Below are 26,347 nucleotides of genomic sequence, written 5' to 3'. Positions count from 1 at the left end.
TGGGTTTTTCGAAGGAGAGACGTCGTGTCCAGACCTCTTGAAGGGATCAAGGTTCTCGATCTGTCGAAGGTGCTCGCAGGTCCGCTCTGCGCGCAATACCTTGGTGATCTCGGCGCCGAGGTGATCAAGGTCGAGGCGGTGGGGCAGGGGGATGAGACACGCGGCTGGCCGCCGTTTCCGGCGCCCGGGCTCGGCACTGTGTTTCTAAGTGCCAATCGCAACAAGCGCAGCATCGCGATCAACATGAAGTCCGACAAGGGGCGCAAGCTCGTGCACGAGCTCGCGAAGTCGGCCGACGTCGCGATCGAAAGCTTCGGCACGGGCGTCGCCGAGCGCTTGGGAATCGATGCCGCGAGCCTGTGCGCGCTGAATGACCGCCTGGTCCATTGCAGCATCTCGGGCTTCGGCCGGACGGGCCCGCTCAGGAGCTCGCCCGGCTACGATGTGATCCTGCAGGCCTTCAGCGGCATCATGTCCATGACTGGCGACGAGGGCGGCGGCTATATCCGCAGCCCGATCTCGCCGATCGATCAGATGACCGGCGTGCATGCTTTCAGCGGTATCCTTGCGAGCCTGTTTGCGCGAGAGAAGTCGGGCAGGGGAGCGGCGATCCAGGTGTCGCTGTTCGACACGGCTCTGGGGCTTCTCGGCTACAATCTCCAGACGTTCTGGGAGCGGGGAACGCAGCCGGCCAAATGTGGCTCGAGCCATGAGTCCCTATGTCCTTATCAGGCCTTCGAGGCCGCGGACGGACCGATCATGATCGGGGTGGCCAACGACAATCTCTGGCGCAAGTTCTGCGCCGTCGCGGGCTTGAACGCGATCGTGGATGACCCGAAATTCCGCACCAATGCGGATCGAGTCAAGCAGCGCAATGAAACATTGCGCCACGTCCAGGCGGTGATCTCGACCAGGACAGTCGAGCATTGGAATGCAGCGCTGAACGAGGTCGGCATTCCCTGCTCGCCGATCAATACGCTGGCGCAGCTTCTCGACCATCCGCATACAAAGGCAGACAAGCTGATCATGCAGTACGATCATCCCAACGTAGGGCGGCTGAATTGCGTCGGACATCCCGTGACGTTTGTCGGAGAAGAGCGCAACCCCGGCCTGCCGCCGCCGACCCTTGGGCAGCACACGGACGACGTGCTGAAGGACTTGGGTCTTTCCGCCGCGAGCATCGCCGAATTGCGCCGTGAGGAGATCGTCAGTTGACCGGCGCACGTGCGACTGCGTCCGAAGATAGAATGGTCCGTCGCATCTACACCGGTGTAAAGAACGGCAGTGGCGCCCCGTCGGTCGGCTTGAATACCACCTTCACCTTCTGGCCGATCCTCAGCTTCTCGAGATCGCAGTCGACGAAATTGGTCTGGAGCGACGGCCCCTCCTTCAGCGTGACGTAGCCGATCGCGTAAGGACCGGTCGGCGACTTCCGCATCAGGCTCCAGGTGTAGATCGTCCCCTCGCCCGACGCCTCTTCCCACATCGTCTTGTCGGAGTAGCAGAACGGGCAGATCGAGCGTGGGAAGTAATGCGCTTCACCACAGGCAGTACAGCGCTTGATCATGAACTTGCCCTGCTTCGCCGCATCCCAGAACGCTGCGGTCTCGGGGTTCGTCACCGGGGCCGGATACTTTTTCGCTTCGCTCATCACACGCGCTCCAGAATGGCCGTCGAGGCGGCGTGGCGAACACCCAGAAGGCCGCCGGTGCCGTGGGCGATGGCGAGATCGCAATTCTTGACCTGCACCTTCGGATGCGCTTCGCCGCGCAGCTGCCTGGCGGCCTCGATGATCTTGGTCATGCCGCCGCGGTTGACGGGATGGTTGCTGCAGAGGCCGCCGCCATCGGTGTTGAACGGCAGCTTGCCGACACCCGAGATCAGATTGCCGTCGGCGACGAACTTGCCGCCGTCGCCCTTCTTGCAGAAGCCGAGGTCCTCGAGCTGCATCAAGACGGTGATGGTGAAGCTGTCATAGATCGAGGCGTATTTGATGTCCTTCGGCGTAATGCCGGCTTCCTCGAACGCGCGCGGGCCGGACCAGACGCCGGCGGAGTAAGTGAGATCGAGATCCTTGCCGCCGCGCGGGCCCTTCATGGCCTCGCCATGGCCGATCAGGCGGACCAGCGGCTTCTTCAGGCTCTTGGCGATCTCGGGCGTGGTCACGATCAGCGCGCCGCCGCCGTCGGTGACGACGCAGCAGTCGAGCCTGTGCAGCGGATCGGAGATCATCGGCGAGTTCACGACATCCTCGACGGTGACGACCTCCTTCAGCATTGCGTGCGGATTGTATTGGGCGTGATGGGAGGCCGCGACCTTGATCCAGGCGAGCTGCTCGCTCGTAGTGCCATAGTCGTGCATGTGGCGCATGGCGCACATGCCATAGGCATTGTGGGTCGTTGCGCCATAGGCGGTCTCGAAATCGGCTTCGGCGCCCGGAGCGCGCACCTGCGCCGGACCGGTGCGCGGCTTGCCCGCGAGCGTGATCAGCGCGATCGAGCACTTGCCTGCGGCAATGGCTTCCGCGGCGTGACCGAGATGGATGATGTAGGAGCAGCCGCCAGTGTCGGTGCTGTCGACATGGCGCACCTTCAGCCCGAGATAGTCGACCATCGGCCAGGCGCCGCCGGGCGCGTCGCCGGAGAGAAAGTAGCCGTCGATGTCGTCCTTGGTCAGCCCCGCATCCTCGATCGCGCCCTTGGCAACCTCGGCGTGAAGCTGCGCGGTGGATTTGTCCGGCGCATGCCGGGTCGGGTGCTCATAGATCCCGGCAATGTAGGCCTTGCCCTTGATGGTCAAAGAAAGTCTCCGTTGGGGTTGTCTGCCTTGCCGCGTGTTACGCGGCAGGGCAGTGCCATCGCTAGTCCTCGAGCAGCCTCCAGGACGTCTTGTCGAAGATGGCCATGCGCAAGGAGCGGTAGGGGGCGTAGTTCTCCTTGGAGTTGGTGAGTTCGATCCCCGGGAGCAGCATGCCGACCCGCTCCTTGTTGAAGCTCGTGGCCTGAGCAAGCAGATTCTCGCGGGTCAGATTGTCGCCGCATCGCTGCAGGCCCTTCGCAATCGCTTGCGCATTGATGTAGCCGGATAGCGCAATGAAGTCGTTCGGGCTGTCGTTCGGCGCCCATTTCTTCATGAAGGCGACATAGTCCTTGACCTCGGCATCCTCGGCCCAGGCGGGATCGTTGGCCTGCTTGGCGAATTGGGTCGTATAGGCGCCCTGGACGTTGTCGAGCCCGGCAGGCGTCAGCACGCCCTGGATCGAGTTGACCGGACTGGCGAGGAACTGGACCGGCTTCCAGTTCAGCTCATTGGCCTTCTTGATGCCCTGGGCGGCAAATTTCGGCGTCGTGAAATAGACCAGCGTATCGGCGCCGGCTGCCTTGAGCTTGAGGATCTCGGAGTCGATCGTGGGATAGCTGAGCTCGTAGGAAGCCTCCGCGACGATCTTCGCCTGGCCGTCGGAGCCCAAGCCGGCCTTGAGGCCCGTGAGGTAGTCCTTCCCATAGTCGTCGTTCTGGTAGAGCACGGCGATCTTGGCGTTCGGCAGCTTCTTGAGGATGAATTTGCCGAACGTGGCTCCCTCCATCTCGAAGGGCGGATAGAAGGGGACGGTCCACGGAAAACTCTTGGGATCGTTGAAGCGGCGGCCGCCTGCCGAGATGAAGACCTGGGGTACCTTGTTCTGGTTGAGATACTTTTGAACGGCGACGTTGGGAACAGTGCCCACGGTGCCGACCTCAGCCAGAACGCCGTCGTCGTCGATCAGCTTGCGGGTCTGTTCGATGGCCTTTGGCGGGCTGAATGCGTTGTCAAGCGAGATCAGGTTGACCTTCCTGCCGTTGATCCCGCCTTGCTCGTTCAGCATCTGGAAGTAGCCGGTCATCACGCGGCCGTAGCTCGAGAATGTCGACGCCGGCCCGCTATATGGAACGGTCTGGCCGATCTTGATCTCGGTGTCGGTAACGCCCGGACCATATTGCTTGTCGGCGGCTCCCGCCTCCACGGCTGCGCTGGATAGGAACAGGACCGAGGCGCTCACCAAAATCGAAGTTCTCATGCTGGCTCCCATATCGCTTCTTGTTTTATGAATTAAAGAAGTACACTATAGTACGATATCTTTGGAAGTCGAAAAATGCGGAATGTGCCGGCGCCGGAGGCCTCGAAATGTGTCGCGCTGCAACCAGGAGGCTGCTGGCCGTTGATCCGCATCTCGGCGCTGGCGCCGCCTTGACGTCAACGCGATTGTGGTTCAGATAGTACGTAAGCGTACGAAATATCGGGCGCGCGTCGCAAGCGCTGCGGCCGCTCACCGGAAGGGAGGGACCATGGCTGCATCGGGTGCAACGGCACTGGCTGCGCTCAGGATTGGCGGACGCGTCGCCTTCGAACGCCTGGTGCGGCCGAAAGCCCGCCGCGCGGAGGATGTTCCGTGCTCGCCGGGGGCCGTCACGCCGGAGTGGCTGACCGCCGTGCTCTGCCAGGAAAGTCCCGGTGCTGTCGTCACCGACGTCGTGGTGAAGCCTGCGAGCGCCGGGACGCACGAACGTCACCAATTGATCGTCAGCTACAATGACGCGGGTCAGCGCGCAGGCTTGCCGCAGTCGATGTTCACGAAGTCGCTGCCGAGCGTCGTCACACGCATGATCGGCGGCTTCAACGGCACCGCGCGGGTCGAGGGACGCTTCTACATGCAGCTGCGACCGCAGCTCGAGATCGAGGCGCCGGTCGGCTATCATGCGGCGTTCGATCGCCAGACCTACGCCTCGATCCTTCTCCTGGAGGACATGGTCGCAACCAAGTCGGCGACCTTTTGCAACTACAAGACCTATGTTGACCGCGAGATGGCGGAAGACATGGTCGACGTTCTGGCCGCGCTGCATGCGCGCTTCTACGGCGATGGCGAGCTTTCGGCACGGTATCCGTGGGTGGCCAGCTATCCGCGCTGGTTCACCATCGGTGCGGAGAAGATGAGCCTCGAGCACTACACCCGGAAGGCGTTCGACGCTGCCGCCCACGTCATTCCGAACAGCGTGCTCGCGCAGCGAGACGCGGTCTGGCCGGCCGCCGTGCGGGCGCTTGCCGTCCACGACAACGAGCCGCAGGGACTGATCCATTCCGACGTGCATATCGGCAACTGGTATCGCACCGGCGCGGGGAAGATGGGCCTGTGCGATTGGCAATGTCTTGCCCGCGGTCACTGGTCGCGGGACTTTTCCTATGCCGTGACGGCGGCGCTGACGCCAGAGGATCGCCGCAACTGGGAGAAGGATCTGCTCCGTCGCTATCTCGATCGGTTCGCCGGATTGACGGGGACCAGGCCGAACTTCGACCGGAGTTTCCTCAACTATCGGCAGCAGATGGTGCATGCGCTGCTGATGTGGACGATCACCTTGTGCCATTCGCCCTTGTTGCCGGCCATGCAGTCGGAGGCGACGACGCTCGCGATGATCGAGCGAATCTCGACGGCGATGGCGGATCTGGATTCCTTGCGCAGTTGAGGGGAGCGGCAGCCTGTCAGGCCGCCGTCAGCCGGCATTCGCCGCGATCGATCACCATGGTGTGGCGCTCCGCCGCCCAGGCCCTGAACCTGATGACGTTGTCTTCCTCGAACATGTCGATCCGGATGGTGTCGCCGGGAAAGGCTGGCGCGACAAATCGGGCTGCCATCGCCTCGACCAGCTCGGGACGTCCCGGCGCGTAACGTTTCAGGATGGCGCGGCAGGCGAGGCCCAGCGTGTTCAGGCCGTGCGAGATCGGGCGGTCGAAGCCGGCATCGCGGGCAATCGCCGGGTCGGCGTGGATCGGCATATAGTCGCGGCTGACAAGCCGATAGAGCAAGGCAGCCTGCTGCGGCGTTCGATAGACGATGCTGGCGCTGGGTCTGTCGCTACCAATCCGTGCGATTGCGGCGGGCGGCAAACCGTAGTTGCCGCAGCCGCCATCGCCGCGCAGGAACTCCGTCGCCCGAAGAGTGGCCAGCCGCTCACCGCTGGCGGCGTCGAACAGCTCGGTATCGAAATAGAGGAGGGCGCCGCGGGTCGGCCCTTTGTCTTCGACCGCGCTGACACGGTGTTCGGCGCGGATGGATGCGCTGACCGGAATTGGGCGATGCAGCGTGAGGCGCTGCTCGCCATGCAGGGCCTTGGTCCAGGCAATCCCCGTCTCGGGCTCGGCGATCCAGAGCGGCGGCCAGCCCAGCGTCACGCTCATGCTGGGCACGGCGCGTTGATCGCGGCCTTCGTACACGTAGGGCAGTTCGTCCTCATCGAGCGGATCGTCGCCCATGCCAAGGCCGAGCGCATAAAGGGCGCAATCGCGCCAGTCGTAAGATTGGCAGATCGGCGCGAAGCGCCGAGCGACGACATGATCAAGGTCCATGGAAGGATTCCGGTAATGCTCGCGCTTCTGACCTGACGCCGCTGTGCACGAGATGCCGCAGCGCAGGTCCCGATTTGGGTTTGCGGTGAACACTAGTATATGATAAACCAGTGTACTAATCGAGCATTGAACTCGAGATCGTCCGACAGGACGGGGAAATGCTGAAGGCCGGCACGGAGCGTGATTGAAACGCGCTGCGGCGCCGCGCAATGGCAGGAGGGCCCTTTGCGAGGTCAAGCGCGCAGACTGGCGCATCGGACGGCCGCATGCCGTCGCGGAATGCACCCGGGCAGGAGACCGCGGCCATGATCGCGCTGCTGATCGCGAATTCGCTGGCGCTTGCGTCACTGCTGATCATGCTGTCGAGCGGACTCGCCTTGATCTACGGCCTGCGCGACGTCATCAATTTCGGCCACGGCGCGATCTACATGCTCGGCGCCTATCTCGGCTACACGATTGCCCTCGTCGGCGGATTCTGGCTGGCGCTGCTGCTCGTTCCAATCCTGCTGGCGATTGTCGGAATAGCCTTCGAGTATCTGGCGCTGCGGCCGCTGCAGCGACGCTCGCATATCGAAGTCGCGCTGGTCACCTTGGGCCTGGGCATCATCCTCGGCCAGATCATCATCTACTTCTACGGCGGAGAGGCGCGCAGCGTCGATGCGCCGAAAATCCTGTCCGGCTCCGTGACCATCCTGCACCTGTCCTATCCGGTCTATCGTCTCTTCCTGATCGTGACGGGGCTCGGGTCCTGCGCGCTGCTCGCCTTGTGGCTGCGATGGACGGCGTCGGGGCTGTATGTCCGCGCAGTCAGTCAGGATCCGTCGGTCGCGCGCATGATGGGCATCAACGCCGACCGCCTGAGCCTGCTTGTGACCAGCCTCAGCACGGCGTTCGCCGGCATCGCGGGTGTGCTGGCCGGACCCTATTTGTCGGTCGATCCGGGAATGGACGTCGTGATGATCGTGAACTGCCTGATCATTGTCGTGATCGGCGGCACCGGCAGCATCGGCGGTGCAATCATTGCAGCTCTGCTGTTCGGCTTCGTTCAGGTCGCGGGGTCGGTGTTTCTGCCAAACCTTGCGGCGCTGGTGCCCTACATCCTGCTGATGGTCGTGCTGCTGATCGCGCCGGGCGGGATCGGACGCGGGAGGGTGCTGAGTTGAGCAACGGCACGATGACCGACGACCTGCATGCATCTGCGACGGCGACGGGCGGCGGCGCGTTGCCGCGGGTTTCGCTCGGCATTGTGGTCGGCCTGATCGGGCTTGGCGCCGGTGCCGTCGTCCCGACCTATTTCGCCAGCGATTTCATGCTTCGGCTTGGCAGCGAAGGCCTCCTGCTGGGCTTGCTCGCGCTCAGCGTCGCTTTCCTGATGAACCAGGCCGGCCTCGTTGCGCTCGGCGCGGCCAGTATCTATGGCGGCGCCGGATATCTGTTTGCGATCGGCATGAGCGATTGGGGCTTGACGCCGACTGCCGCGCTATGCGTCGCGTTCCTGATCCTTCTTGCCTATTCCGCCATGCTCGGCGCATTGATCGTCAGGACCAATCCGCTCGCCTTCATGATGTTGACGCTCGCCGCCGGCGAAATGATCAGTCATGCCGTTCTGCTCGAGGGACTGCGCGATTATACCGGCGGCGCAGACGGACTGGTTGTGCGGACCACCGGAACCGTCCTCGGCATCGACGCGGTTCGCTTTGCCGATCCCGCGCAATTCTGGTCGCTGGCCTGGGTCGTCACCGTCCTGGTCGGACTGGCATTCTGGGCCATCGCACGTTCCCGTCTCGGCGCGGTGCTTCGCGCCATCAGGGAGAACGAGGAGCGCATGCGCTTCTCGGGCTTCAATACCTTCCTGCCAAGGCTGATCGGGTATGTGGTCGTCAACATCGCGGCTGCGATCGCTGGATTCCTGCATGTGCTCAATGCCGGTTTCGTCTCGCCGGAGAGCCTGGGGCTGTTCGTCAGCACCAATACGCTGGTGGCCGCGCTGATCGGCGGCATCTCCGGTTCGCTCGGCCCGATTCTCGGCGGGCTGATCTTCTCCTTTGCGCAGGACGAGTTTGGCGCGCGCGGGGCTCACGCAGCTTCTGACCGGTGTTGCGATCGTCGTGTTCATTGTCGTGTTCCCGCGTGGTGTCGTCGGCGGGCTGTCGGGCCTGTTGAAGCGGCTCGGCTGGCGGCGGGAGGCATCCTGACATGCTCGCGATCGAAAAGCTGTCGGTGAGCTATGGCTCGGTGCGGGCTTTGACCGATGTCGATCTCGATATCCGTGGCGATGGCCTGCTTCACGGCATCATTGGTCCGAATGGCGCCGGCAAGTCCACCTTGCTTGATGCGATCTGCGGCCGACGGCGTCCGACCTCCGGCCGAGTTCGCTATTGTGGCGAAGACATCACGCGGCGTTCGATCAGCTGGCGCCGCCGGCAAGGCATGGCGCGATCGTTCCAGCGCACCAGTATCTTCCAGGACCTGACCGTGCACGAGCAGCTGCAACTCGTTGCACAACATCTCGGCGACGACAGGGTGGATGACGTCGTCGAGGTCATGGATCTCGGCGGCTATCTCGACCAGAAGGCCGGGCGCATCGCCTATGGGGTGCAGCGGCGGGTCGACGTCGCGCTGGCCCTGATCGGGCGTCCGCGCCTTCTCCTGATGGACGAGCCGGGAGCCGGTCTCTCGGCCACGGAGACGTTGCGCCTGTTCGAGCATGTACGCGATCTCGTTCGCGAGCGCAGGATCGCGGCCGTCGTGGTCGAGCACGATGTCGACGCGGTGTTCGCCTGCTGCGGCATGGTCACCGTGCTCGATCTCGGACGGCACCTTGCCACGGGAACGCCTGAAGCTATCCGCGCCGACCATCGCGTCATCGCGGCGTATCTGGGGACCGCGGCATGAGCGCGCTGCGGATCCACTCGCTGTTCGCCGGCTATGGCGCCTCGACCGTGCTGCGCGGCATCGACCTGACGGTCGAAGAGGGCGAGTCGGTGGCGTTGGTCGGCCGCAACGGCGCCGGCAAGTCGACGCTGCTGCTGTCGGTCTTTCGCGAAACAAATATCTTGTCGGGCGAGATCTGGGTTCGCGACCGCCGGATCGATGCGCTGCCAGGCTATACGGCTGCCAAGCTCGGTGTGGCGATCGCACCGCAAGGACGGCGCGTCCTTCCGAACCTGACCGTGAAGGAGAACCTGCTGCTAGGTCGATCGACCGGCAGGGCAGGGCACTGGACGCTGAAGACCATCTACGAGCTATTTCCGGTGCTCGAGGAGCGCGCCGACCGGCTGGGCACGATGTTGAGCGGCGGCCAGCAGCAAATGCTGGCGATCGGTCGTGCCTTGATGGCCAATCCGAGCCTCATTCTGCTCGATGAGCCCTCTGAAGGCCTTTCGCCCGTTCTGATCGATGGACTGGTCGACACGCTCAACAAGATCCGCGGCGCCGGCACCGGCGTGCTGGTCGTCGAACAGCACCTCAGCCTCGTCAAGCGCGCCACCGATCGGTTCGTCATCCTGGCAAAGGGCGAGGTTGTCGGTTCGGGCACGATCGGCGCCATCGGCAAGCCGGAGAACCAGGCGCTCATGGCGCTCTAGCGCAACGTCGAGATAACGGAGGAGGGAGGAACATGAAAAAATCATCCATGCGGCTGGCTTTCGGCATGCTGCGCGCGGCGACCATTGGCGCAACGATGGCCGTTGCCGTCGCGACCGCAGCCTCGGCCGAGGACACGGTGAAGATCGGCGTTCTCCTGATCGATAGCGGACCGCTCGCCGGCCTGAAGGACACCCAGGTCAAGGCCGTCAACCTCGCGATCGAGCAGATCAACGGCGCCGGCGGCGCGGCGGGCAAGAAGCTGGAGGCGACCTTCATCTCCTATCCCGGCACGCCCGATACCGCGGTGGACGGTGCCACCCGCGCCGTCCAGAAGGAGGGGGCAATGTTCATCACCGGCATGGATACCTCCGCTGTCACGCCTGCGCTTCAGGCCAAGCTTCCGGCGCTGAAGGCCTTGATGCTGGAGGTGATGGCCAATGCCGACGGACTGACCGGAAAGAACTGCTCGCCGAACTACTTTCGGGTCAATGCCAACGACTCCATGATCATGGGGACGTTCAGGGAATTCCTGAAAGATCAGGGCATCAAGAAATGGGACATCATCGCGGTCGACTATGCCGCCGGACGCGACTCCGCGGACAAGTTCAAGGCGCTGGTGACCTCGCAGGGCGGAACGATCGGAAAAACCTTGTTCTCGCCAAACGGGACGCCGGATTTCGGCGCCAAGATTTCGGAGCTGGGAGCCGAACCGGCCGACGGGCTGTTCGTGACGATCTTCGGCAGTGACGCGATCAATCTCGCCAAGCAGCAGCAGCAGTTCGGGTTGTTCAAGAAGTACAAGATGGTGCTGGGCAACTCGTTCGTGATCCCGCAGACACTGCCGGCGCAGGGCGAGACCGTGCTCGGCGTCTATCAGAATATCGGGTTCGTGGCCGGCTTCCCCGGCGCGCAGGCCGAAGCCTTCGTGAAGGCATATAAGGAAAAATACAACGGCGAGCTCCCGCCTTACACCAGCGCCGATCAATACGCGGCCATTCAGCTGATTGCCGCTGGGCTTCAGAAGGCGAACTCGACCGACATCAACGCGGTTCGCGCCGCGCTGTCCGGCCTCAAAGCCGAAACGGTCCTCGGCGATGTCGAGATCCGTGCAGCTGACCATCAGGTTGCGCGGCGGATGGCGATCAGCCAGATCGTGATGGGTCCGGAGGGCAAACCGATGTACCAGATCAAGAAAATCGAGCCGGGACAGGACATCATCCCGCCCGTCGATCCTGCCTGCAAGATGTGATGCACCGACGCTGTTGATCTTAGGTCGCTCGTGGCGCCGAAACCTACGCCACGAGCGACACTTTGCCAAACTGCGCCCCGGAGGCGAGATGGGCAAGCGCCGCAGGAGCGTCTGCCATCCGGAACGACGAGTCGATCACCGGCCATACCAGGCCGCGATTGAACACATCGAGCAACTGGCGGAACTCCGCGATGCTGCCGCCCGTCGAGCCATAGATCTCGAGCTGGCGGATGAAGACTCGCTGCAGATCGGCTGGTGGGTTCGAGCCAGTCGTGGCACCGCAGGTGACCAGCCGGCCGCCACGACGCAAGGAACGCAGCGATTCACCCCAGCTCGCTTCGCCGACGCTGTCGATCACCATGTCGACACCGCCGCCGCTCATCTGCTGGACGGCGGCCGACACCTTGTCGCTCCGATAGTTGACGCCGCCATCCGCGCCCATCGCGAGGGCCCTGGCGATCTTGGCGTCGCTGGAAGAGGTGACGAAGACGCGGGCGCCCACGAGCTTTGCAAGTTGCAGGCAGGCCACCGCGACGCCGCCACCGATGCCCACGATCATGACGCTTTCGCTGGGCTGCAAGGCGCGCTTGCCGAACAGCATCCGCCAGGCCGTGAGATGGCCCGTCATCAGGGCGCCCGCCGCCACCAGATCAGCATCATCGGGCAGGGGAAAGAAGCAAGCGCTGGGCATCGCAATGTAGTCGGCGAAGCCGCCGTTGCGATGCTCGCCCATGATCTTGACGTTCTGGCAAAGCGGCTGGTCGCCGGCCAGGCAGTATCGGCACCTGCCGCAAAACGCCTCGGAGAAAAGCACCGCCTTCATGCCCGGCTTCAAGCCGCTGCCGGGCGCGGCATCGACGATCTCCCCGGCGGCCTCGACCCCCATCACCTGCGGCAATGTGTGGGTGATGCCGCCGCCATTGTCGCGCATGTAGAGATCGACGCGATTGACCGAGGATGCGGCCACCTTGAGCACCGACTCGCCCGCAGCCGGTGTCGGGTCGGGGAAATCGCGCCAGGTCACGCCGTCCAGTCCGCGTCGTTCCAGCACTGCCGCCTTCATGGCCGCCTCCCTGCTTCCGGTCGCGTCGCCGAACTAATGCACTAGCTCACGAAAAGTCGAGCGCCGTGCCCGCTGCCGATGAGTGTGCGGCCGAATTTGATGTTGCAGTTCACTTTAAATATAATACACTAGCGAACTAATATTCCGTCAAGTGCATCGATCAATCGTCATGGAGGCAACGTCATGAGCGAAAGCCGTTTCGATCCCGTGACGCATGCGCGCGCGATGCGTGTCAGCGGTTTCTGGGTCGACAAGAGCTTTGACGAGTTCCTGCAGCAAGCGATCGCCGCCACGCCCAGCAAGCTCGCGTTGATGGCGGATCGCGCCGATCGCGACGCGCCGAAGCGTCTGACTTACGCTGAGCTGGGTGACATGATCTCGCGTGCGGCGGCGGCGCTACGTCGTCTTGGCATCGGCCCGGGGAATGTCGTGTCGGTCCAGTTGCCGAACTGGTGGGAATTCGCGGTGATCGCGCTGGCGGCGTTCCGCGTCGGCGCCGTGGTCAATCCCCTGATGCCGATCTTTCGCGAGCACGAGCTCAGCTACATGCTGGGCTTTGCCGAGACAAAGCTGCTGGTCGTGCCCAGGCTGTTCCGCGGGTTCGATCATGAAGCGATGGCGCGCTCGCTGCAGCCGGCCTTGCCCAAGCTTGCGCATGTCATCGTCGTCGACGGCGAGGGGCCCAATGGCTTCGAGCAGGCCTTGTTGTCCGGCAGCGAACGCCTTGGCCCGCCGCCGGTCGGTGAGATCGGCGCGCTGCCCGCGGACCGGATGGCCGTGCTGATGTTCACGTCGGGAACGACCGGCTCGCCGAAGGGCGTCATGCACTGCCTCAACACGCTGATGGGCTGCTGCATCGGACTTGCCGGGCGCTTCGGCCTCGACGCCGGCGATACCATGCTGGTCTGCTCGCCGCTCGGCCACATGACCGGCTTTGCCGCCGGCATGCTGCTCGGCTTGAAGATCGGTGCGACCGTGATCTTCCAGGACATCTGGGAGCCGAAGCGCGGCGTCTCGATCATGGCCAAGGAGGGCGTCACTTATTCCGCCGGCGCGGCGACGTTCCTGGCCGACATGTGCGAGGCCGTTGCGGCTGGCGCGGCGAAGCCTGCCGAGCTGCGCAAGTTCCTTTGCGCGGGCGCCCCGATCCCGCCTGCGCTGATCGATCGCGCCTATCGGGAGCTCGATCTCAAGGTCTGTTCGCTCTGGGGCATGACCGAGTCGCTCGCGAGCACGTTGACCGAGCCGGAGCGTGCGCTGGAAAAATCCTCCAAGACCGACGGACGTCCGGTCGAGGGCGTCGCGGTGAAGGTCTTGCGCATGGACGGCTCTCCGGCCGCGGCCGGCGAGCGCGGTCTGCTCAAGGTCCGCGGCGCGCAGATGTTCCTCGGCTACTACAAGCGCGAGGACATGGAGCCGTTCGATGCCGAGGGCTGGTTCGATACCGGCGACATGGCCTATATGGACGACGAGGGCTACATCCGCATCGACGGCCGGATCAAGGACATCATCATTCGCGGCGGGGAAAACGTTCCCGTCTTCGACATTGAAAACCTGATGTTCAAGCTTCCCGCCGTGCTGTCCGTGGCGATCGTCGGCTATCCGGACCCGCGGCTGGGAGAGCGGGCTTGCGCCTTCGTCGTACTGCGTCCCGGCACGACGCTCGATCTCGCCGCCGTGCAGGCCCACATGGCCGAGCACAAGGTCGCCAAGCAATATTGGCCCGAGCGTCTTGAAATCGTTGCCGACCTGCCGAAGACGCCGGCCGGCAAGGTGCAGAAATATCAGCTCCGCGAGATTGCCAAGGCGTTCGCCGAGCCGTCTCGCAAGGCCAGCGCATGAGTGCCCGTCTCAAGGATCGGGTCTGCGTCGTCACGGGCGCGGCGCGCGGCATCGGCTTTTCCATTGCCGAGCGCTTCGGCCGCGAGGGTGGCCGCCTCGCCTGTGTCGATATCAGCGCAAAGCGGCTGGAGCCCGCGGTCAGCCGGCTGACGGACATGGGGTTCGAGACCAGGGGATACGAGGTCGATGTCGGCCGTCGCGATGACGTTCATGCGCTGTTTGCCCGCGTCGAGCGCGAATTCGATGCGCCGGTCGCGGTGCTCGTCAACAACGCCGTGTTCGCGCGCTTCGAGCCGCTGGCGGAGATCGCTGTCGACACGGTGGAGCGGATGTTCGCCGTCGGCGTGCATGGCCTGATCTGGGCGACGCAGGCGGTGGTGCCGCAAATGGAGCGGCGCGGCGGCGGTGCGATCGTGAATCTCAGCTCGGTGTCGGCGTTTCATCCGGCCAAGGATTCGATCGCCTATTCCGCGCTGAAGGCCGGCGTCGTCGGCCTCTCGCGGGCTTCCGCTATCGAGCTTTCCGCCAGGAAGATCCGCGTCAACGTGATCGCGCCAGGGATGATCGGAACGCCGGCCTCGATCGCGCAGTTCGACGAGGCGACGATTGCGGCACGTCAGGCCGAGATGCCGGCGGGGCGCTTTGGCCAGCCCGAGGAGATCGCTTCGCTCGCCGCCTTCCTTGCGAGCGACGATGCCAGCTACATCCAGGGCGCGGTCATCACCGCCGACGGCGGTTGGACCGTTCCTGCAAAATAGGAGAAGGCGCATGAAGCGGCTCGAAGGCAAGCGCGCGGTCATCACTGGCGGTGGAAGCGGGATCGGCCGCGCCAGCGCCATCCGCTTCGCGCGCGAAGGTGCATCCGTCCTGGTGGTCGGCCGGGCCGGCAATGCCGAGGAGACCGCGTCGGCGATCCGGGGCGAGGGCGGCATCGCATCCGCCATGATCACGGATGCCGCGGTTGAGGAGAATGTGGCCGCAATCGTGTCGCGCTGCATCTCGGAGTTCGGTGGGCTGGAGATCTTCTTCGCCAATATCGGGGTTACCGGGACCAATACGCCGTTGCTGGAGCAGACGGTGGAGGAATGGTCCGAGGTCTACCGCATCAACACGATCAGCTGCTTCCTCGCCATCAAATATGCGGGACGCCATATGACCGCGCAGGGCTATGGTTCGATAATACTGACCTCGTCCGCGGCCTCGCTCCGCGCCAATGCCGGCGCGATCTCCTATAGCGCAAGCAAGGCGGCGGTGAACAATCTGGCGCAGACGGCGGCGAATGCCTTTGCCGGCACGGGCGTGCGGGTCAATGCAGTGTTGCCAGGCCTCGTCGAGACCCAGCTGACCCGCAAGGTCTTCGAGGACGCACGCGCACGAGGCATCGAATCCAAGCTCGGCCACGTCACACCGCTGAAGCGGCCGGGCCGCTCCGAGGAAATCGCGGCCGCCGCGGCGTTCCTGGCGAGTGACGACTCTTCATATGTCGACGGCCAGTTGCTGTCCGTCGATGGCGGTGTCAGCAGCACCCATCCCCATGGCCGGATCGCGCTCTAGCGGATTGGGCGGCCCAACAAGAACAGAGACAGGAGAGGCGCCGTGGATTTCGAGCTCCCGAAGGAGATCACCGACAAGCTCGCCGAGCTTGACGCGTTCATCGAGGCGGAGATCAAGCCGCTCGAACGGGACAATATCAAGTTCTTCGATCACCGCCGTGAGAACGCGCGGACCGACTGGGACAATGACGGCCGTCCCCGTGATGAATGGCGGGCGCTGATCACCGAAATGGAGCGCCGCGCCGACAAGGCGGGGCATCTGCGCTACGGCCTGCCTAAATCATGCGGCGGGCAAGGTGCCTCGAATCTCGCGATCGCCGCGATCCGCGAGCATCTGGCGGCCAAGGGGCTGGGTCTGCACAACGACTTGCAGGACGAGTCGTCGATCGTCGGCAATTTTCCGATCATCCCGGCGCTGGCCGACTATGGGACCGAAGAGCAGAAGACCTACATCGAAGGCATCATCACAGGGAAGAAGCATCTGTCGTTCGGCCTGACCGAGCCGGGGCACGGCAGCGACGCGACATGGCTCGAGACCACCGGCGTGCGCGACGGAAACCATTGGGTCATCAACGGCCGCAAGCGCTGGAACAGCCAGGTCGCGCGCGCCCATGCCAATCTGGTGTTCGCCCGCACCTCGGGCAAGCCAGGCGAGGCCAAGGGCATTACGGCCTTCGTCGTGCCGACCAACACGCCCGGCCACAACGTGCTCTACAATCACTGGACCTTCAACATGCCGAGCGATCACGCGGAAACCGAGCTCGTCAATGTGCGCGTGCCGGAAAGCGCGATTCTGCACAGGGAGGGCGAGGGGCTCGTCGTCGCGCAGCGTTTTGTGCATGAGAACCGCATCCGTCAGGCCGCCGCCAGCGCCGGCGCGGCGCGCTATTGCATCCAGGAGGCGGTCAAGTACGCCAAATCGCGCGTCGCGTTCGGCGAGCCGCTAGCCAAGAAGCAGGCCGTTCAGTTTCCGCTCGTCGAGCTCTGGGCGGACTATCAGATGCTGCGCAACTTCATCTTCCGCACGGCGTGGCAGATGGATCGCCGGAACCCGCTTGAGATCAGCGATATGGTCTCGATCTGTAACTTCCGTGCCAACCGGTTGTGTTGCGAGGCCGCGGACCGTGCGATGCAGGTGCATGGCGGCATGGGCTATAGCCGCGCCATGCCTTTCGAACACATCTATCGGCACCACCGCCGTTACCGCATCACGGAGGGAACGGAGGAGGTGCAGATGCGGCGCGTGGCGCAGTATCTGTTCGGCTTCAGCGGCAAGAGCGCGAGCTGATTGCGATGAACGGGCAGGCGAGCGATGGCGATCTGGATTTCGACCTTCGTCGGCTCGATGGCTATTTGAAGGATTGGCTGGGTGGAAGCTCAGCGACCCGCGTGACGCGAACCAGTGGGGGAATGTCGAACCCCACCTATTTCGTGATGCGCGGCGATTGGCGTGCGGTCCTGCGCAAACAGCCGAACAATGTGCTGATGCCGTCGGCCCATGCCATTGATCGCGAATATCGCGTGTTGACCGCGCTTCAGGACAATGCCGCCCCGACGCCGAAACCGTATCGGTACTGTGAGGACCGCGACGTCCTCGGGACGCCCTTCTACCTCATGGAATGGCTGGAGGGACGCGTGGTCTACGACTACGCGCTGCCCGGCTTCGGACGCGACGAGCGCATCGCATGCTATCGCTCAATGTGTGCTGCGCTGGCCGCGATCCACAAGCTCGACTTCCGGGCGGTCGGGCTCGCTGACTTCGGCAAGCCCGGAAATTATTTCGCCCGCCAGCTCAGCCGCTGGTCGAAGCTGTGGACCGAGTACCGCCGTGGCGACGACGACAACCCCGCGCTCGACAGCATGGTGCGCTGGCTCGCCGAGCGTGTGCCGGAAAGCGAACGCCTGGCGCTGTGCCATGGCGATTTCCGCATGGCCAATCTGGTGTTTCATCCGACCGAGCCACGTGTGGTCGGCGTCCTGGATTGGGAATTGTCGACCTTGGGCCACCCGCTTGTCGATCTCGCCTTCAACAGCCAGGCCTGGCGCATGGCGTCGGACGAGAATGGCGGATTGCTCGGTCTGCCACTCGACGACATGGGCATCCCGCGCGAGCAGGATTACCTCGAACTCTATTACCAGCTGTCCGGTGCGACCGAGCGCCTGACGGTCTTCCACCAGGTCTTTGCCATGTTCCGCGGTGCGGTCGGAAGTGCCGGCGTAGCGGCCCGCGGCGATCTCGGCAACAACGTCCTGCCCGATGCCGCCAATGTCGGACGACGGCTCGCCCGCGCCTACGCGACGCGGGGCTTGGCCCTGATCGAGAGCGAGTCATGAGCATGCTGGAACGACCGTCGATGAGCGTCGATGAAGCGATCCGCCAGCGGCGTTCCGTGCGCGGCTTCTTATCCCGCGAGGTGCCGAACGCGGTCCTTCGCGAGGTCTTCGCGCTGGCGCAATGGTCGCCATCGAACTGCAACGTGCAGCCGTGGGTCCCTCACGTGGTGTCGGGAGACAGGCTCAAGCAGCTTCGCGACGCGCTCGTTGCGGCGGGAATGCGCGACGAGCCGATCAAGCCGGACTGGCCGGCCGACGGCAAGTTCACGGGAATCTATCGCGAACGGCAGGTCGGTGCCGCGCAGGCGCTTTATGGCGCGATGGGTGTAGTGCGAACCGACGCGGTCGGGCGCAAGCTGGCCTATATCCGCAACCACGCCTTCTTCGATGCGCCCCACGCCGTCTTCATCTTCATGCCCGAGCCGTTCGATACGCGCGAGGCCGCCGATATCGGCATGTACGCGCAAACCCTGATGCTCGCGTTCATCGCCCGCGGCATCGCCTCCTGCGCGCAGGGCGCACTCGGATTGTTTCCGGACATCGTTCGCGAGCAGCTTGGAATTCCCGGCCATCAGAAACTGCTGTTCGGTGTCTCGTTCGGCTATGAGGATGTCGACGTCAAGGCCAATACGGCGCGCGTCGATCGGGCCCCGATCGATGACGTCGTGCGCTTCCACCGCTGAGATTTCCCATCAGAGGAGATGTCACCTTGACCGGACCGTTGGAGGGCTTTCGCATCGTCGAGATGGGCGGGATCGGCCCGGCGCCCTTTGCCGGCGCGCTGCTCGGCGATCTCGGTGCAGACGTGCTGCGGATCGATCGCGTTCCCCGGCCGGGCGTCGAACCGGACCTGCCGGCGCGGTTCGATTTTTACAACCGCAACAAGCGCTCGGTCGCGCTGGATCTCAAGCAGCCGCAGGCCGTCGCAACAGTGCTGCAGCTGGTTGCGCAGGCCGATGCGCTGATCGAGGGCTTCAGGCCCGCGGTGATGGAACGGCTTGGGCTTGGGCCCGACGCCTGCCATGCCGCGAACCCGCGTCTGGTCTATGCACGCATGACCGGCTGGGGGCAGCAAGGGCCGATGGGGCAGGAGGCGGGGCATGACATCAACTATCTCGCACTGACCGGCGCGCTGCATTGCCTGGGAGAGGCGGGTCGCCCGCCGCCGCCTCCGCTCAATCTCGTTGCGGACCTCGGAGGCGGCGCGCTTTATCTCACCGTCGGCCTGCTTGCTGCGGCCATGGAGGCGCGGCAATCGGGCAAAGGACAGACCATCGACGTCGCCATGATCGACGGCGTGACGCATCTGGTGTCGGCGTTCCAGGCGTTCCGCCAGCAGGGCAGCTGGACTGAGCGGCGCGCCGACAACATCGTCGACGGCGGCGCACCGTTCTACGGCAGCTACGCGACAAGCGACGGCAAGTTCATTGCTGTCGGAGCGATCGAGCCGCACTTTTACGCCAATCTGCTCGACGTGATGGGGCTCAGGGCTGCCGAATTGCCCGACCAGAACGATCGCGCCTCCTGGCGGCAGATGCGCCGGCGCTTCGCAGAGATTTTCGCCGGGCGTACGCGCGACGAATGGGTTGCTGCTGCGATGGGGCGCGACGCCTGCCTTGCGCCGGTCTTGACCATCGACGAGGCGCCCGCACATCCCCAGATGCAGGCGCGTGGCGCCTACGCCATGTTCGATGGGGTTCGACACCCGAGCCCCGCGCCGCGATTCTCGCGCACACCGTCTGCGCTTCACACACCGCCACCGCCGCCGGGGCGCGATACCCGGCAGGCGCTCGCGGACTGGGGCGTTTCGCCGGAGCAGATCGCGGTGCTGGAGTCGGTCCGCGCCATCGTGGAATGACGCGGTGACATCAACCTCGATCTAGTCCGCCGATACCGGATCACCCGACAGCGTCCAGCTCGTGCCGTCGAATGTGGCGATGCGCAGCACCCTGAAGGGCGTGTAATCCCCGGGCGACGTGCTGATCGAGATGCCTGGGAGCATCAGCGGCATCCGCTCGCCATGGAGGGAGGTGGCCTGACGGATCAGGTTGTCGCGCGTGAGCTGGTCACCGCATTTCTTCAGCACCGTCGTGAGCGCGTTCACATTCATGTAGGCGACGAGCACCGAGTAATCGTCCGGATTGGCTGACGGCGCGTACTTCTTCAGGAAGTCGTGATAGGCCTTCACTTCGGCATCGTCCGCCCAGGCGGGATCGCCGGGCTGCTTCAGGAACAGCGTGGTCACGAGGCCCTTCGAAGCTTCGAGCCCTGCAGGACGCAGCACGGTTTCGACCGATGCCGTCGATCCGCCGATGACATGCAGGGGGCTCCAGTTGAGCTCGCGCACCTTGCGGATCGATTGTGCGGCCGCCTTTGCCGAGGACTGCTCGATCAGCGTATCGACGCCCGCAGCCTTGAGCTGGACGACCTGGGAATCGATGGTGGGATCGGCGAGCTCATAGGAGGCTTCGGCGATGATCTGCGTTGCCTTTGCCCCGAGGCCGGCGCGCAACCCCTTCATGTAGTCGCGGCCAAAATCGTCGTTCTGGAACAGGATGCCGATTTTGGCGTCCGGCCTGGTGTTGCGGATGTAGTGCGCGATAACGCGGCCTTCCGTTTCGAAGTCCGGATAGAACGGCACGGTCCACGGGAAATTCTTCGGATCATTGAAGCGCCGCCCGCCGGCGGTGATCAGCAGCTGCGGCACCTGCTTGGAGTTCAGATATTTCTGGATGGCGACATTCGGAACCGTGCCGATGGTGCCGACCTCCGCGAGCACGCCGACATCCTCGACCAGCTTGCGCGACTGCTCGATGGCCTTTGGCGCGCTGTAGGCATTGTCGAGCTGCGTGAAGCTGATCTTGCGGCCGTTGATGCCGCCCTGTTCGTTGATCATCTGGAAATAGCCGACCACCGCGCGTCCGGCGCCGGCGCCGAACGCCGATGCGGGGCCGCTCAGCGGCGTCGATTGTCCGAGCTTGATTTCCGTGTCGCTGGCCCCCGGACCGTAGGCGTTCTGAGCGACGACCGGCGCGGCGGCGAGCGCTGCCGAGGCTGCGACGCCTCCCAAAATCCGTCGAAAGCTTCTATTCAAGGCGTGTCCTCCCGCTGATTGTCCTGGTTTGTTATCGAAGAAGCTCGCGCGCGATCACCATGCGCTGGATTTGATTGGTGCCCTCGAAGATCTGGGTCAGTTTCGCATCGCGCATCATGCGCTCGACCGGATAGTCCATGGTGTAGCCGTAGCCGCCGAAGATCTGCACGGCATCGGTCGTCACCTTCATGGCCATGTCGCTACCGACGCATTTCGCCATGCTGGCGAGCACGTTGAGGCGCTTCCAGTCGCCGGCATCGCCCGCGCGCGCGCATTCATAGACGAGGGCGCGTGCCGCCTCGATCTGCATGGCCATGTCGGCGAGCATGAACTGAATGCCCTGGAATTCGGAGATCGACTTCTTGAACTGTTTGCGCTCTTTGGCATAGGCGACGCAGGCATCGAGCGCGCCCTGTGCGAGGCCAACGGATTGCGCGCCGATGGTCGGACGGTTGAGGTCGAGCGCCCGCATCGACGCCCGAAAACCCTTGCCCTCCTCGCCGACGAGGTTCTCGACGGGAACCTGGACATTGTCGAAGAAGATCGGGGTGTTCGGCGCGCCGCGAAAGCCCATCTTGCGCTCGTGCCGGCCGAAGGTGATCCCCGGCATTGTCTTCGGCTCGACGATGAAGGCGCTGATGCCGTCGGCGCCCGAACTGTCGCTCGTCCGTGCCATCACCACGATGAAGTCGGCAACGACGCCATAGCTGCACCATTGCTTCCGCCCGTTGAGGACGTAACAGTCACCATCGCGTTTGGCCCGCGTGTTGATGGCGGTGACATCGGAGCCGGCCTGCGGCTCGGAGATCGCGATCGCGGTCACGACGCCACCCTTCGCGATGATCGGCAGATACCTCCTTCGCTGCTCCTCCGAACCGAAATGGAGCAGGGGCATGATGAACATGGTGTTGAGGCATGCGATGGAGGCGCAGGCCGGCGATATCCTGGAAATCTCCTCGCGCGCGATGCACGCCATGGTCAGGTTGCCGTTGGGGCCGCCATATTGCTCGGGCACCCAGAGCTGCATCAGACCCATCTCGCCGAAGAGCTTCACGAGCTCGAGCGGGAAGCGGTCGGTCTCGTCGATCTCGGCGGCGATCGGGGCCACGTGCTTGGCGGCCATTCGGCGGACGTTGTCGCGAAATGCGATCTGCTCCTCGGTGAAGCTCATGGACAACCTCCGCTGATTTTTCTGTTGGGAGGCCCCAAAAAGGGGCTTCCATTGAATGGGTGATCCATTTAATAATTCATCCCATGTCGTCCAAGTCAAGCCCCCGCACATCCTCCGGCCCGCGGCCGATCCCTGCCTCGCGGCGCGACCGCCCGTCCGATCACCGCACCGCCGGAGCGCCGGCCGCCCCGACGTTCCGGCCGATTCACACCAAGCGGGCGTTCGAGGAGATCTGTGCGCGCATTCGCGAGCAATTGGCGCTCGGCGTTCTCAAGCCCGGAGACAAGCTGCCGGCCGAGCGCGACCTCGCGCAGCAGCTCGGCGTCAGCCGCAATGTCCTGCGCGAGGCGTTGCGCAGTCTCGAGATGGCGGGCGTGCTTCGCCTGCAGAAGGGCGTCAAGGGCGGTGCCTTCGTCCAGGCGGGCGATACCAGCCGCATGAACGTCGTGATGCGCGACATGCTGAGCCTGGGGACGATCTCGGTGCGGGAATTGTCGGAAGCGCGCGTCCATGTGCTGGATCTCGGCGTCCAACTGGCTTGCGCCAATGCGCGGCAGTCCGATTTCGAGGCGCTTGAGGCTAATGTCGAGCGCACGGAGCTCGCGACGCGCGAAGGTCGGCTGCTCGACCGGGTCGAATGTGCCCGGGAATTCTACAAGCTGCTCGCAGAAGCGAGCGGCAACAAGGTGATCGCCATGATCATGGACTCGGTCACCGAGATCCATATGCGCTTCGTCTACGCCAAGGTGGCGTCGAGCGGGGTCGCGATGGCCGGGCTGGTCGAGCGGCGCCGCAAATTCCTGGCGGCGCTGCGCGAGCGGGACGTGTCATCCGCGACGCGGCTGATGCGCAGCCATCTTGGCGCCGTGCAGCGCATGCTAGAGCAGGATCCCGGCGCGATGTCGCTTCAGGTTGCGCTGGCGGAGATGCAGCCGGGCATGAGGCGATGAGAGACGATCCAGCGACGAGATAGATCGCGCGTGAACAAGAAAAATAGACGGAGGAAGTCATGTCCCAGTATGCCAAGTACGAATGCTTGAAGGTCGAGGTGGCCGACAAGGTCGCAATCGTGACGTTGAACCGCCCGCAGGCGCGCAACGCGATCAACCAGAAGCTCATCCGTGAGCTGCGGACGATCTGGGACGATCTGGCCGACGATCATGCCGTCAACGTCGTCGTGCTGACGGGTGCCGGCGAATTCTTCAGCGTCGGCGGCGACGTCAAGGCAATGTCCGAGCGCCCGGGAGGCGATGTCCTCGAGGAGGGCGAGGTGCACGATCCCATGATCAGCCGCCGCGGCGTCACCCGGCAGCTCGAGCTCGACAAGCCGATCATCGCCGCCATCAATGGCGATGCCATCGGCCTTGCGGCGACGCATGCGCTGCTGTGCGACATCACGGTGATGGCGGACGACGCCCGGATCGGCGACACGCACGTCTCGCGCGTCGGTCTGGTCGCGGGCGACGGCGGCACGGTGATCTGGCCGCTGCTCGTCGGCATCAACAAGGCCAAGGAATTCCTGATCCGCGGGACGCTCCTGAAGGGCGTCGAGGCCGAGCGTATCGGGCTGGTCAACCACGTCGTGCCGCGCGTGGAGGTCCTGACCAAGGCGCGCGAAATCGCCATCGAGCTCGCCAACGGTCCGACCTGGGCAATCCGCTGGACCAAGCTGTCGATCAATCAAATCGTCAAGGACCGCGTCAACATGCTGCTCGAGGCGTCAATGGCGCTCGAGCAGGTCACGTTCGAGACCGCAGACCACAAGGAGGCGACGATGTCGTTCAAGGAGAAGCGCAAGCCGCGATTTGGCCGGGGCTAGGTCGCTCCTCATGGTCGTGGCAGGGTCTGCGGACGACGACATCGGGGACATGCTGCGGGAGTCCCTGCGCGGGTTTCTCGGCGAGCAATGGAACGCCAATTGTATCAGGCTCGGACCGGCGCCGCAGGACATCGCCGGGATATGGACCAAGCTTGTCGGGCAGGGTGTTGCCACTCTCGGCGGCAAGCCCGATGCGGGCGGCCTCCGTGAAGCTGTGGTCGCGCTCGCAGAGCTCGGCCGCGCGGCGTGCCCAGCCCCTCTGTGGTCTGCGGTGCTCGCCAATCTCGCGCTCTCGACCTCCCCGTCAAAAGTTGCTGTCGATCTTCTGCAGGCGCTGCACGCAGGCTCGGCCTGCGTGGCGTTTTCGTTCGGGACGCTCGATCCCGATCCGGCAGCGGGCACGCTTCGCGCCTCCGACGGCCGTGTGGACGGATTGGTCCGCTTTGTCGAGACCGCGGGAAGTTGCACCCATCTGCTCGTCGCAATCGATCGGTCGAGGCTGGGGCTTGTCGCGCTCGATGGAGCAGGTGTGGAGATGGTCCCGACCCGCGCCATGGGCGCGTGGGGCCTTTACGAGGTCCGGCTGAATACGGCGGCCATGTCCTTCATAGCGCTGGACGACGGCGTCATCGACGATCTCCTGCCCAAGGGAAAACTGATGCTGGCCGCGCGGGCGCATGGCGCGGCCCGGCGTGCGTTCGAGCTGGTGGCGGACTACGCCAGGGAACGTCACCAATTCGGCCAGCCGATCGGGAGGTTCCAGGCGATCCAGCACAAGCTTGCGAATGGGCTCATCGCCCTCGAAGGCGTGCGCCTGATGGTCGATCATGCCGCGAAACTGCACGATGTGGACGATCGCGACTGGCGCCACTTTGCGAGCTGCGCCATCACCTTCGCAAGTGACGCCTTGCGGCGGACCTCGCTCGAGACCCAGCACGCGTTCGGGGCCATTGGCTACGCCGACGAACACGAGGCGCCGCTGCACTTCAAGCGCGTGCATCTCGACATGATGGCGCTGGGTGGAGCCTCGCATGCCAAGCGCTCGCTCGCCTCGTCCTTGCTGGATGCCGATAGCTCGGGCCTGCCCGAGTACGATCTCGGCCCAGCCGGCAACGCGTTGCGCGAGCAGGTAAGGGGCTGGCTCGAACAGAACTGGTCCGGAGAACGGAAGGCCGCGTTCGAACGGCGGCCATTCTCCAGGCGCGAGTTCGATGCCGGCTTTGCCCGCGATATCGGCGAGACCGGCTGGATCGGTCTCGGCTGGCCCGAGAAGTTCGGCGGCCAAGGGCGTTCGCCGCGCGAACAGATCGCTTTCATGGAGACGATGGAGCGGGGCGAAGCGCCGCGGATCGGCGCGGCGATCCAGGCCAATGCGCTCATGATGTTCGGCACGCCCGAGCAGCAGCGAAACTATCTGCCGGACATCCTGCAGGGCGAGGCCATGCACGGCATGGGCTACAGCGAACCGCAGGCCGGCTCCGACCTCGCCGCGCTGCGCACCAGCGCAGTGCGCGACGGCGATCACTGGGTGATCAACGGCCAGAAAATCTGGACCACCACCTGGTGGGGCAAATACATGTTCCTTGCGGCCCGCACCGACAAGGATGCCAAGCCGCCGCATGCCGGGATCAGCATGTTCATCGTGCCGATGGATGCCGAGGGCATCACGGTTCGGCCGGCAACCACGATGTATGACGGCAGTTTCGCCAATATCTTCTACGATAACGTCCGCATTCCCCTCGAGAACATCGTCGGCGAGGTCAATGGCGGCTGGAAGGTCCTGACCGGCGCGCTCGCGTTCGAACGCGGCCTGGTCGGCGGCGGCATCGTGCTGAAGGTCGCCCACGCCTTCGAGCAATTGCGTCGTCTTGTCATGACAAGGGACGATACCGGGCGTGCGCTCGCCGATGACCCGATCGTTCGCGATCGCATGGCGACGCTGGCGGCCGAGATCGAGGTCGGCCGCCAATTGATGATGCATTGCGCCGATCTGGCCGCTGACGGCATGACGCCGCCGGAATATGGCGCGATCAGCAAGGTGTTCTCCGGCGAATTGATGGAACGGTTCGGCGAGGCTGCGCTCGACATTCTTGGCATGCGCGCTGCGCTCTCGGAGCAGATGCCCGGCGCGATCGACAACGGCCGGTTCGAGCAGAACCTTCGCCACTCGCTGATGTGGGTCATCAGCATCGGCACCAACGAAATCCAGCGCAGCCTGATCGCCCAGCGCGGGCTTGGGCTGCCCAGATAGGAGCA

General features: G+C 64.3%; 24 protein-coding genes. 17 read left to right on the top strand and 7 right to left on the bottom strand.

Annotation, left to right across the window (positions count from 1 at the left end; all coding sequences use genetic code 11):
* Positions 1–24 precede the first annotated feature (24 nt).
* A complete protein-coding gene (locus WN72_RS34650) occupies positions 25–1,215 on the top strand; it encodes a CaiB/BaiF CoA transferase family protein (protein ID WP_027564443.1) in 1,191 nt (396 codons plus the stop codon).
* 46 nt (positions 1,216–1,261) lie between these two features.
* Here the strand turns inward: WN72_RS34650 and WN72_RS34645 are convergent, their stop codons facing one another.
* The 3 genes from WN72_RS34645 to WN72_RS34635 form a co-directional block, all read right to left on the bottom strand.
* Positions 1,262–1,651, bottom strand: coding sequence for a Zn-ribbon domain-containing OB-fold protein (locus tag WN72_RS34645; RefSeq protein ID WP_092218334.1), 390 nt, complete (start codon positions 1,649–1,651; stop codon positions 1,262–1,264).
* A complete protein-coding gene (locus WN72_RS34640) occupies positions 1,651–2,799 on the bottom strand; it encodes a thiolase domain-containing protein (protein ID WP_028146199.1) in 1,149 nt (382 codons plus the stop codon). Before WN72_RS34640 ends, WN72_RS34645 begins: the two co-directional genes overlap by 1 nt.
* Before the next feature lie 61 nt (positions 2,800–2,860).
* Entirely contained in the window at positions 2,861–4,057 is a 1,197-nt protein-coding gene (locus WN72_RS34635) for an ABC transporter substrate-binding protein (RefSeq protein WP_244553743.1), read from the bottom strand.
* A 268-nt stretch (positions 4,058–4,325) separates the two neighbouring features.
* On the opposite strand from WN72_RS34635, the gene WN72_RS34630 reads away from it, so the two are divergent.
* Entirely contained in the window at positions 4,326–5,498 is a 1,173-nt protein-coding gene (locus WN72_RS34630; protein ID WP_092216142.1) for an aminoglycoside phosphotransferase family protein, read from the top strand.
* Between the two features lie 16 nt (positions 5,499–5,514).
* Here the strand turns inward: WN72_RS34630 and WN72_RS34625 are convergent, their stop codons facing one another.
* A complete protein-coding gene (locus WN72_RS34625) occupies positions 5,515–6,471 on the bottom strand; it encodes a MaoC/PaaZ C-terminal domain-containing protein (RefSeq protein WP_159073979.1) in 957 nt (318 codons plus the stop codon).
* Between the two features lie 173 nt (positions 6,472–6,644).
* Between WN72_RS34625 and WN72_RS34620 the strand changes: the two genes are divergently transcribed.
* The 5 genes from WN72_RS34620 to WN72_RS34600 are packed head-to-tail and all read left to right on the top strand — an operon-like array spanning position 6,645 to position 11,215.
* Positions 6,645–7,541 (top strand): branched-chain amino acid ABC transporter permease, encoded by an 897-nt coding sequence (locus tag WN72_RS34620; RefSeq protein WP_051395273.1) that lies wholly within the window; start codon positions 6,645–6,647, stop codon positions 7,539–7,541.
* A complete protein-coding gene (locus WN72_RS34615; RefSeq protein WP_194482941.1) occupies positions 7,538–8,602 on the top strand; it encodes a branched-chain amino acid ABC transporter permease in 1,065 nt (354 codons plus the stop codon). Before WN72_RS34620 ends, WN72_RS34615 begins: the two co-directional genes overlap by 4 nt.
* Complete coding sequence (locus WN72_RS34610; protein ID WP_092216162.1) at positions 8,575–9,273, top strand: ABC transporter ATP-binding protein; 699 nt, start codon at positions 8,575–8,577, stop codon at positions 9,271–9,273. The genes WN72_RS34615 and WN72_RS34610 overlap by 28 nt, the downstream gene beginning before the upstream one ends.
* Positions 9,270–9,965, top strand: coding sequence for an ABC transporter ATP-binding protein (locus WN72_RS34605; RefSeq protein WP_027564628.1), 696 nt, complete (start codon positions 9,270–9,272; stop codon positions 9,963–9,965). Before WN72_RS34610 ends, WN72_RS34605 begins: the two co-directional genes overlap by 4 nt.
* Before the next feature lie 32 nt (positions 9,966–9,997).
* Positions 9,998–11,215: an ABC transporter substrate-binding protein gene (locus tag WN72_RS34600; RefSeq protein WP_084335036.1), complete on the top strand. Its 1,218-nt coding sequence runs from the start codon at positions 9,998–10,000 to the stop codon at positions 11,213–11,215.
* Positions 11,216–11,258: 43 nt separating this feature from the next.
* Here WN72_RS34600 and WN72_RS34595 read toward each other — a convergent pair whose 3' ends face one another.
* Positions 11,259–12,278, bottom strand: a complete 1,020-nt coding sequence (locus WN72_RS34595) for a zinc-binding dehydrogenase (protein WP_092216141.1) — start codon at positions 12,276–12,278, stop codon at positions 11,259–11,261.
* Between the two features lie 183 nt (positions 12,279–12,461).
* Between WN72_RS34595 and WN72_RS34590 the strand changes: the two genes are divergently transcribed.
* From WN72_RS34590 to WN72_RS34560, 7 genes are read left to right on the top strand one after another with little or no spacing between them, the layout of a single operon-like run.
* Positions 12,462–14,120 (top strand): AMP-binding protein, encoded by a 1,659-nt coding sequence (locus WN72_RS34590; protein WP_092216140.1) that lies wholly within the window; start codon positions 12,462–12,464, stop codon positions 14,118–14,120.
* Positions 14,117–14,878 carry an SDR family NAD(P)-dependent oxidoreductase gene (locus WN72_RS34585; RefSeq protein WP_092216139.1) on the top strand — a complete coding sequence of 254 codons (762 nt, stop codon included), beginning with the start codon at positions 14,117–14,119 and terminating at the stop codon, positions 14,876–14,878. The genes WN72_RS34590 and WN72_RS34585 overlap by 4 nt, the downstream gene beginning before the upstream one ends.
* A 10-nt stretch (positions 14,879–14,888) precedes the next feature.
* Positions 14,889–15,674: an SDR family NAD(P)-dependent oxidoreductase gene (locus WN72_RS34580; protein WP_092216138.1), complete on the top strand. Its 786-nt coding sequence runs from the start codon at positions 14,889–14,891 to the stop codon at positions 15,672–15,674.
* 42 nt (positions 15,675–15,716) lie between these two features.
* A complete protein-coding gene (locus tag WN72_RS34575; protein WP_092216137.1) occupies positions 15,717–16,961 on the top strand; it encodes an acyl-CoA dehydrogenase family protein in 1,245 nt (414 codons plus the stop codon).
* Between the two features lie 5 nt (positions 16,962–16,966).
* Positions 16,967–18,007 carry a phosphotransferase family protein gene (locus WN72_RS34570; protein ID WP_092216136.1) on the top strand — a complete coding sequence of 347 codons (1,041 nt, stop codon included), beginning with the start codon at positions 16,967–16,969 and terminating at the stop codon, positions 18,005–18,007.
* Positions 18,004–18,690, top strand: a complete 687-nt coding sequence (locus WN72_RS34565) for a nitroreductase (protein ID WP_092216135.1) — start codon at positions 18,004–18,006, stop codon at positions 18,688–18,690. Before WN72_RS34570 ends, WN72_RS34565 begins: the two co-directional genes overlap by 4 nt.
* A gap of 26 nt (positions 18,691–18,716) precedes the next feature.
* Positions 18,717–19,865: a CaiB/BaiF CoA transferase family protein gene (locus WN72_RS34560; RefSeq protein ID WP_092216134.1), complete on the top strand. Its 1,149-nt coding sequence runs from the start codon at positions 18,717–18,719 to the stop codon at positions 19,863–19,865.
* 21 nt (positions 19,866–19,886) lie between these two features.
* On the opposite strand, the gene WN72_RS34555 is transcribed toward WN72_RS34560, so the two are convergent.
* Together WN72_RS34555 and WN72_RS34550 are read right to left on the bottom strand one after the other, a co-directional pair.
* A complete protein-coding gene (locus WN72_RS34555; protein ID WP_430640368.1) occupies positions 19,887–21,080 on the bottom strand; it encodes an ABC transporter substrate-binding protein in 1,194 nt (397 codons plus the stop codon).
* 52 nt (positions 21,081–21,132) lie between these two features.
* Positions 21,133–22,272, bottom strand: a complete 1,140-nt coding sequence (locus tag WN72_RS34550) for an acyl-CoA dehydrogenase family protein (protein ID WP_092216132.1) — start codon at positions 22,270–22,272, stop codon at positions 21,133–21,135.
* Positions 22,273–22,355: 83 nt separating this feature from the next.
* Between WN72_RS34550 and WN72_RS34545 the strand changes: the two genes are divergently transcribed.
* From WN72_RS34545 to WN72_RS34535, 3 genes are read left to right on the top strand one after another with little or no spacing between them, the layout of a single operon-like run.
* Positions 22,356–23,222, top strand: coding sequence for a FadR/GntR family transcriptional regulator (locus tag WN72_RS34545; RefSeq protein ID WP_092216131.1), 867 nt, complete (start codon positions 22,356–22,358; stop codon positions 23,220–23,222).
* A gap of 59 nt (positions 23,223–23,281) precedes the next feature.
* On the top strand, positions 23,282–24,091 hold the full coding sequence (locus WN72_RS34540; RefSeq protein ID WP_092216130.1) for an enoyl-CoA hydratase/isomerase family protein: 810 nt from the start codon (positions 23,282–23,284) through the stop codon (positions 24,089–24,091).
* 49 nt (positions 24,092–24,140) lie between these two features.
* Positions 24,141–26,342: an acyl-CoA dehydrogenase family protein gene (locus tag WN72_RS34535; protein WP_244553742.1), complete on the top strand. Its 2,202-nt coding sequence runs from the start codon at positions 24,141–24,143 to the stop codon at positions 26,340–26,342.
* Positions 26,343–26,347: the final 5 nt, after the last annotated feature.

This window comes from Bradyrhizobium arachidis, from assembly GCF_015291705.1.
GTDB lineage: Bacteria > Pseudomonadota > Alphaproteobacteria > Rhizobiales > Xanthobacteraceae > Bradyrhizobium > Bradyrhizobium arachidis.
Note: the sequence above shows the minus strand (reverse complement) of the source record. Positions and strands in the feature narration are given on the sequence as shown.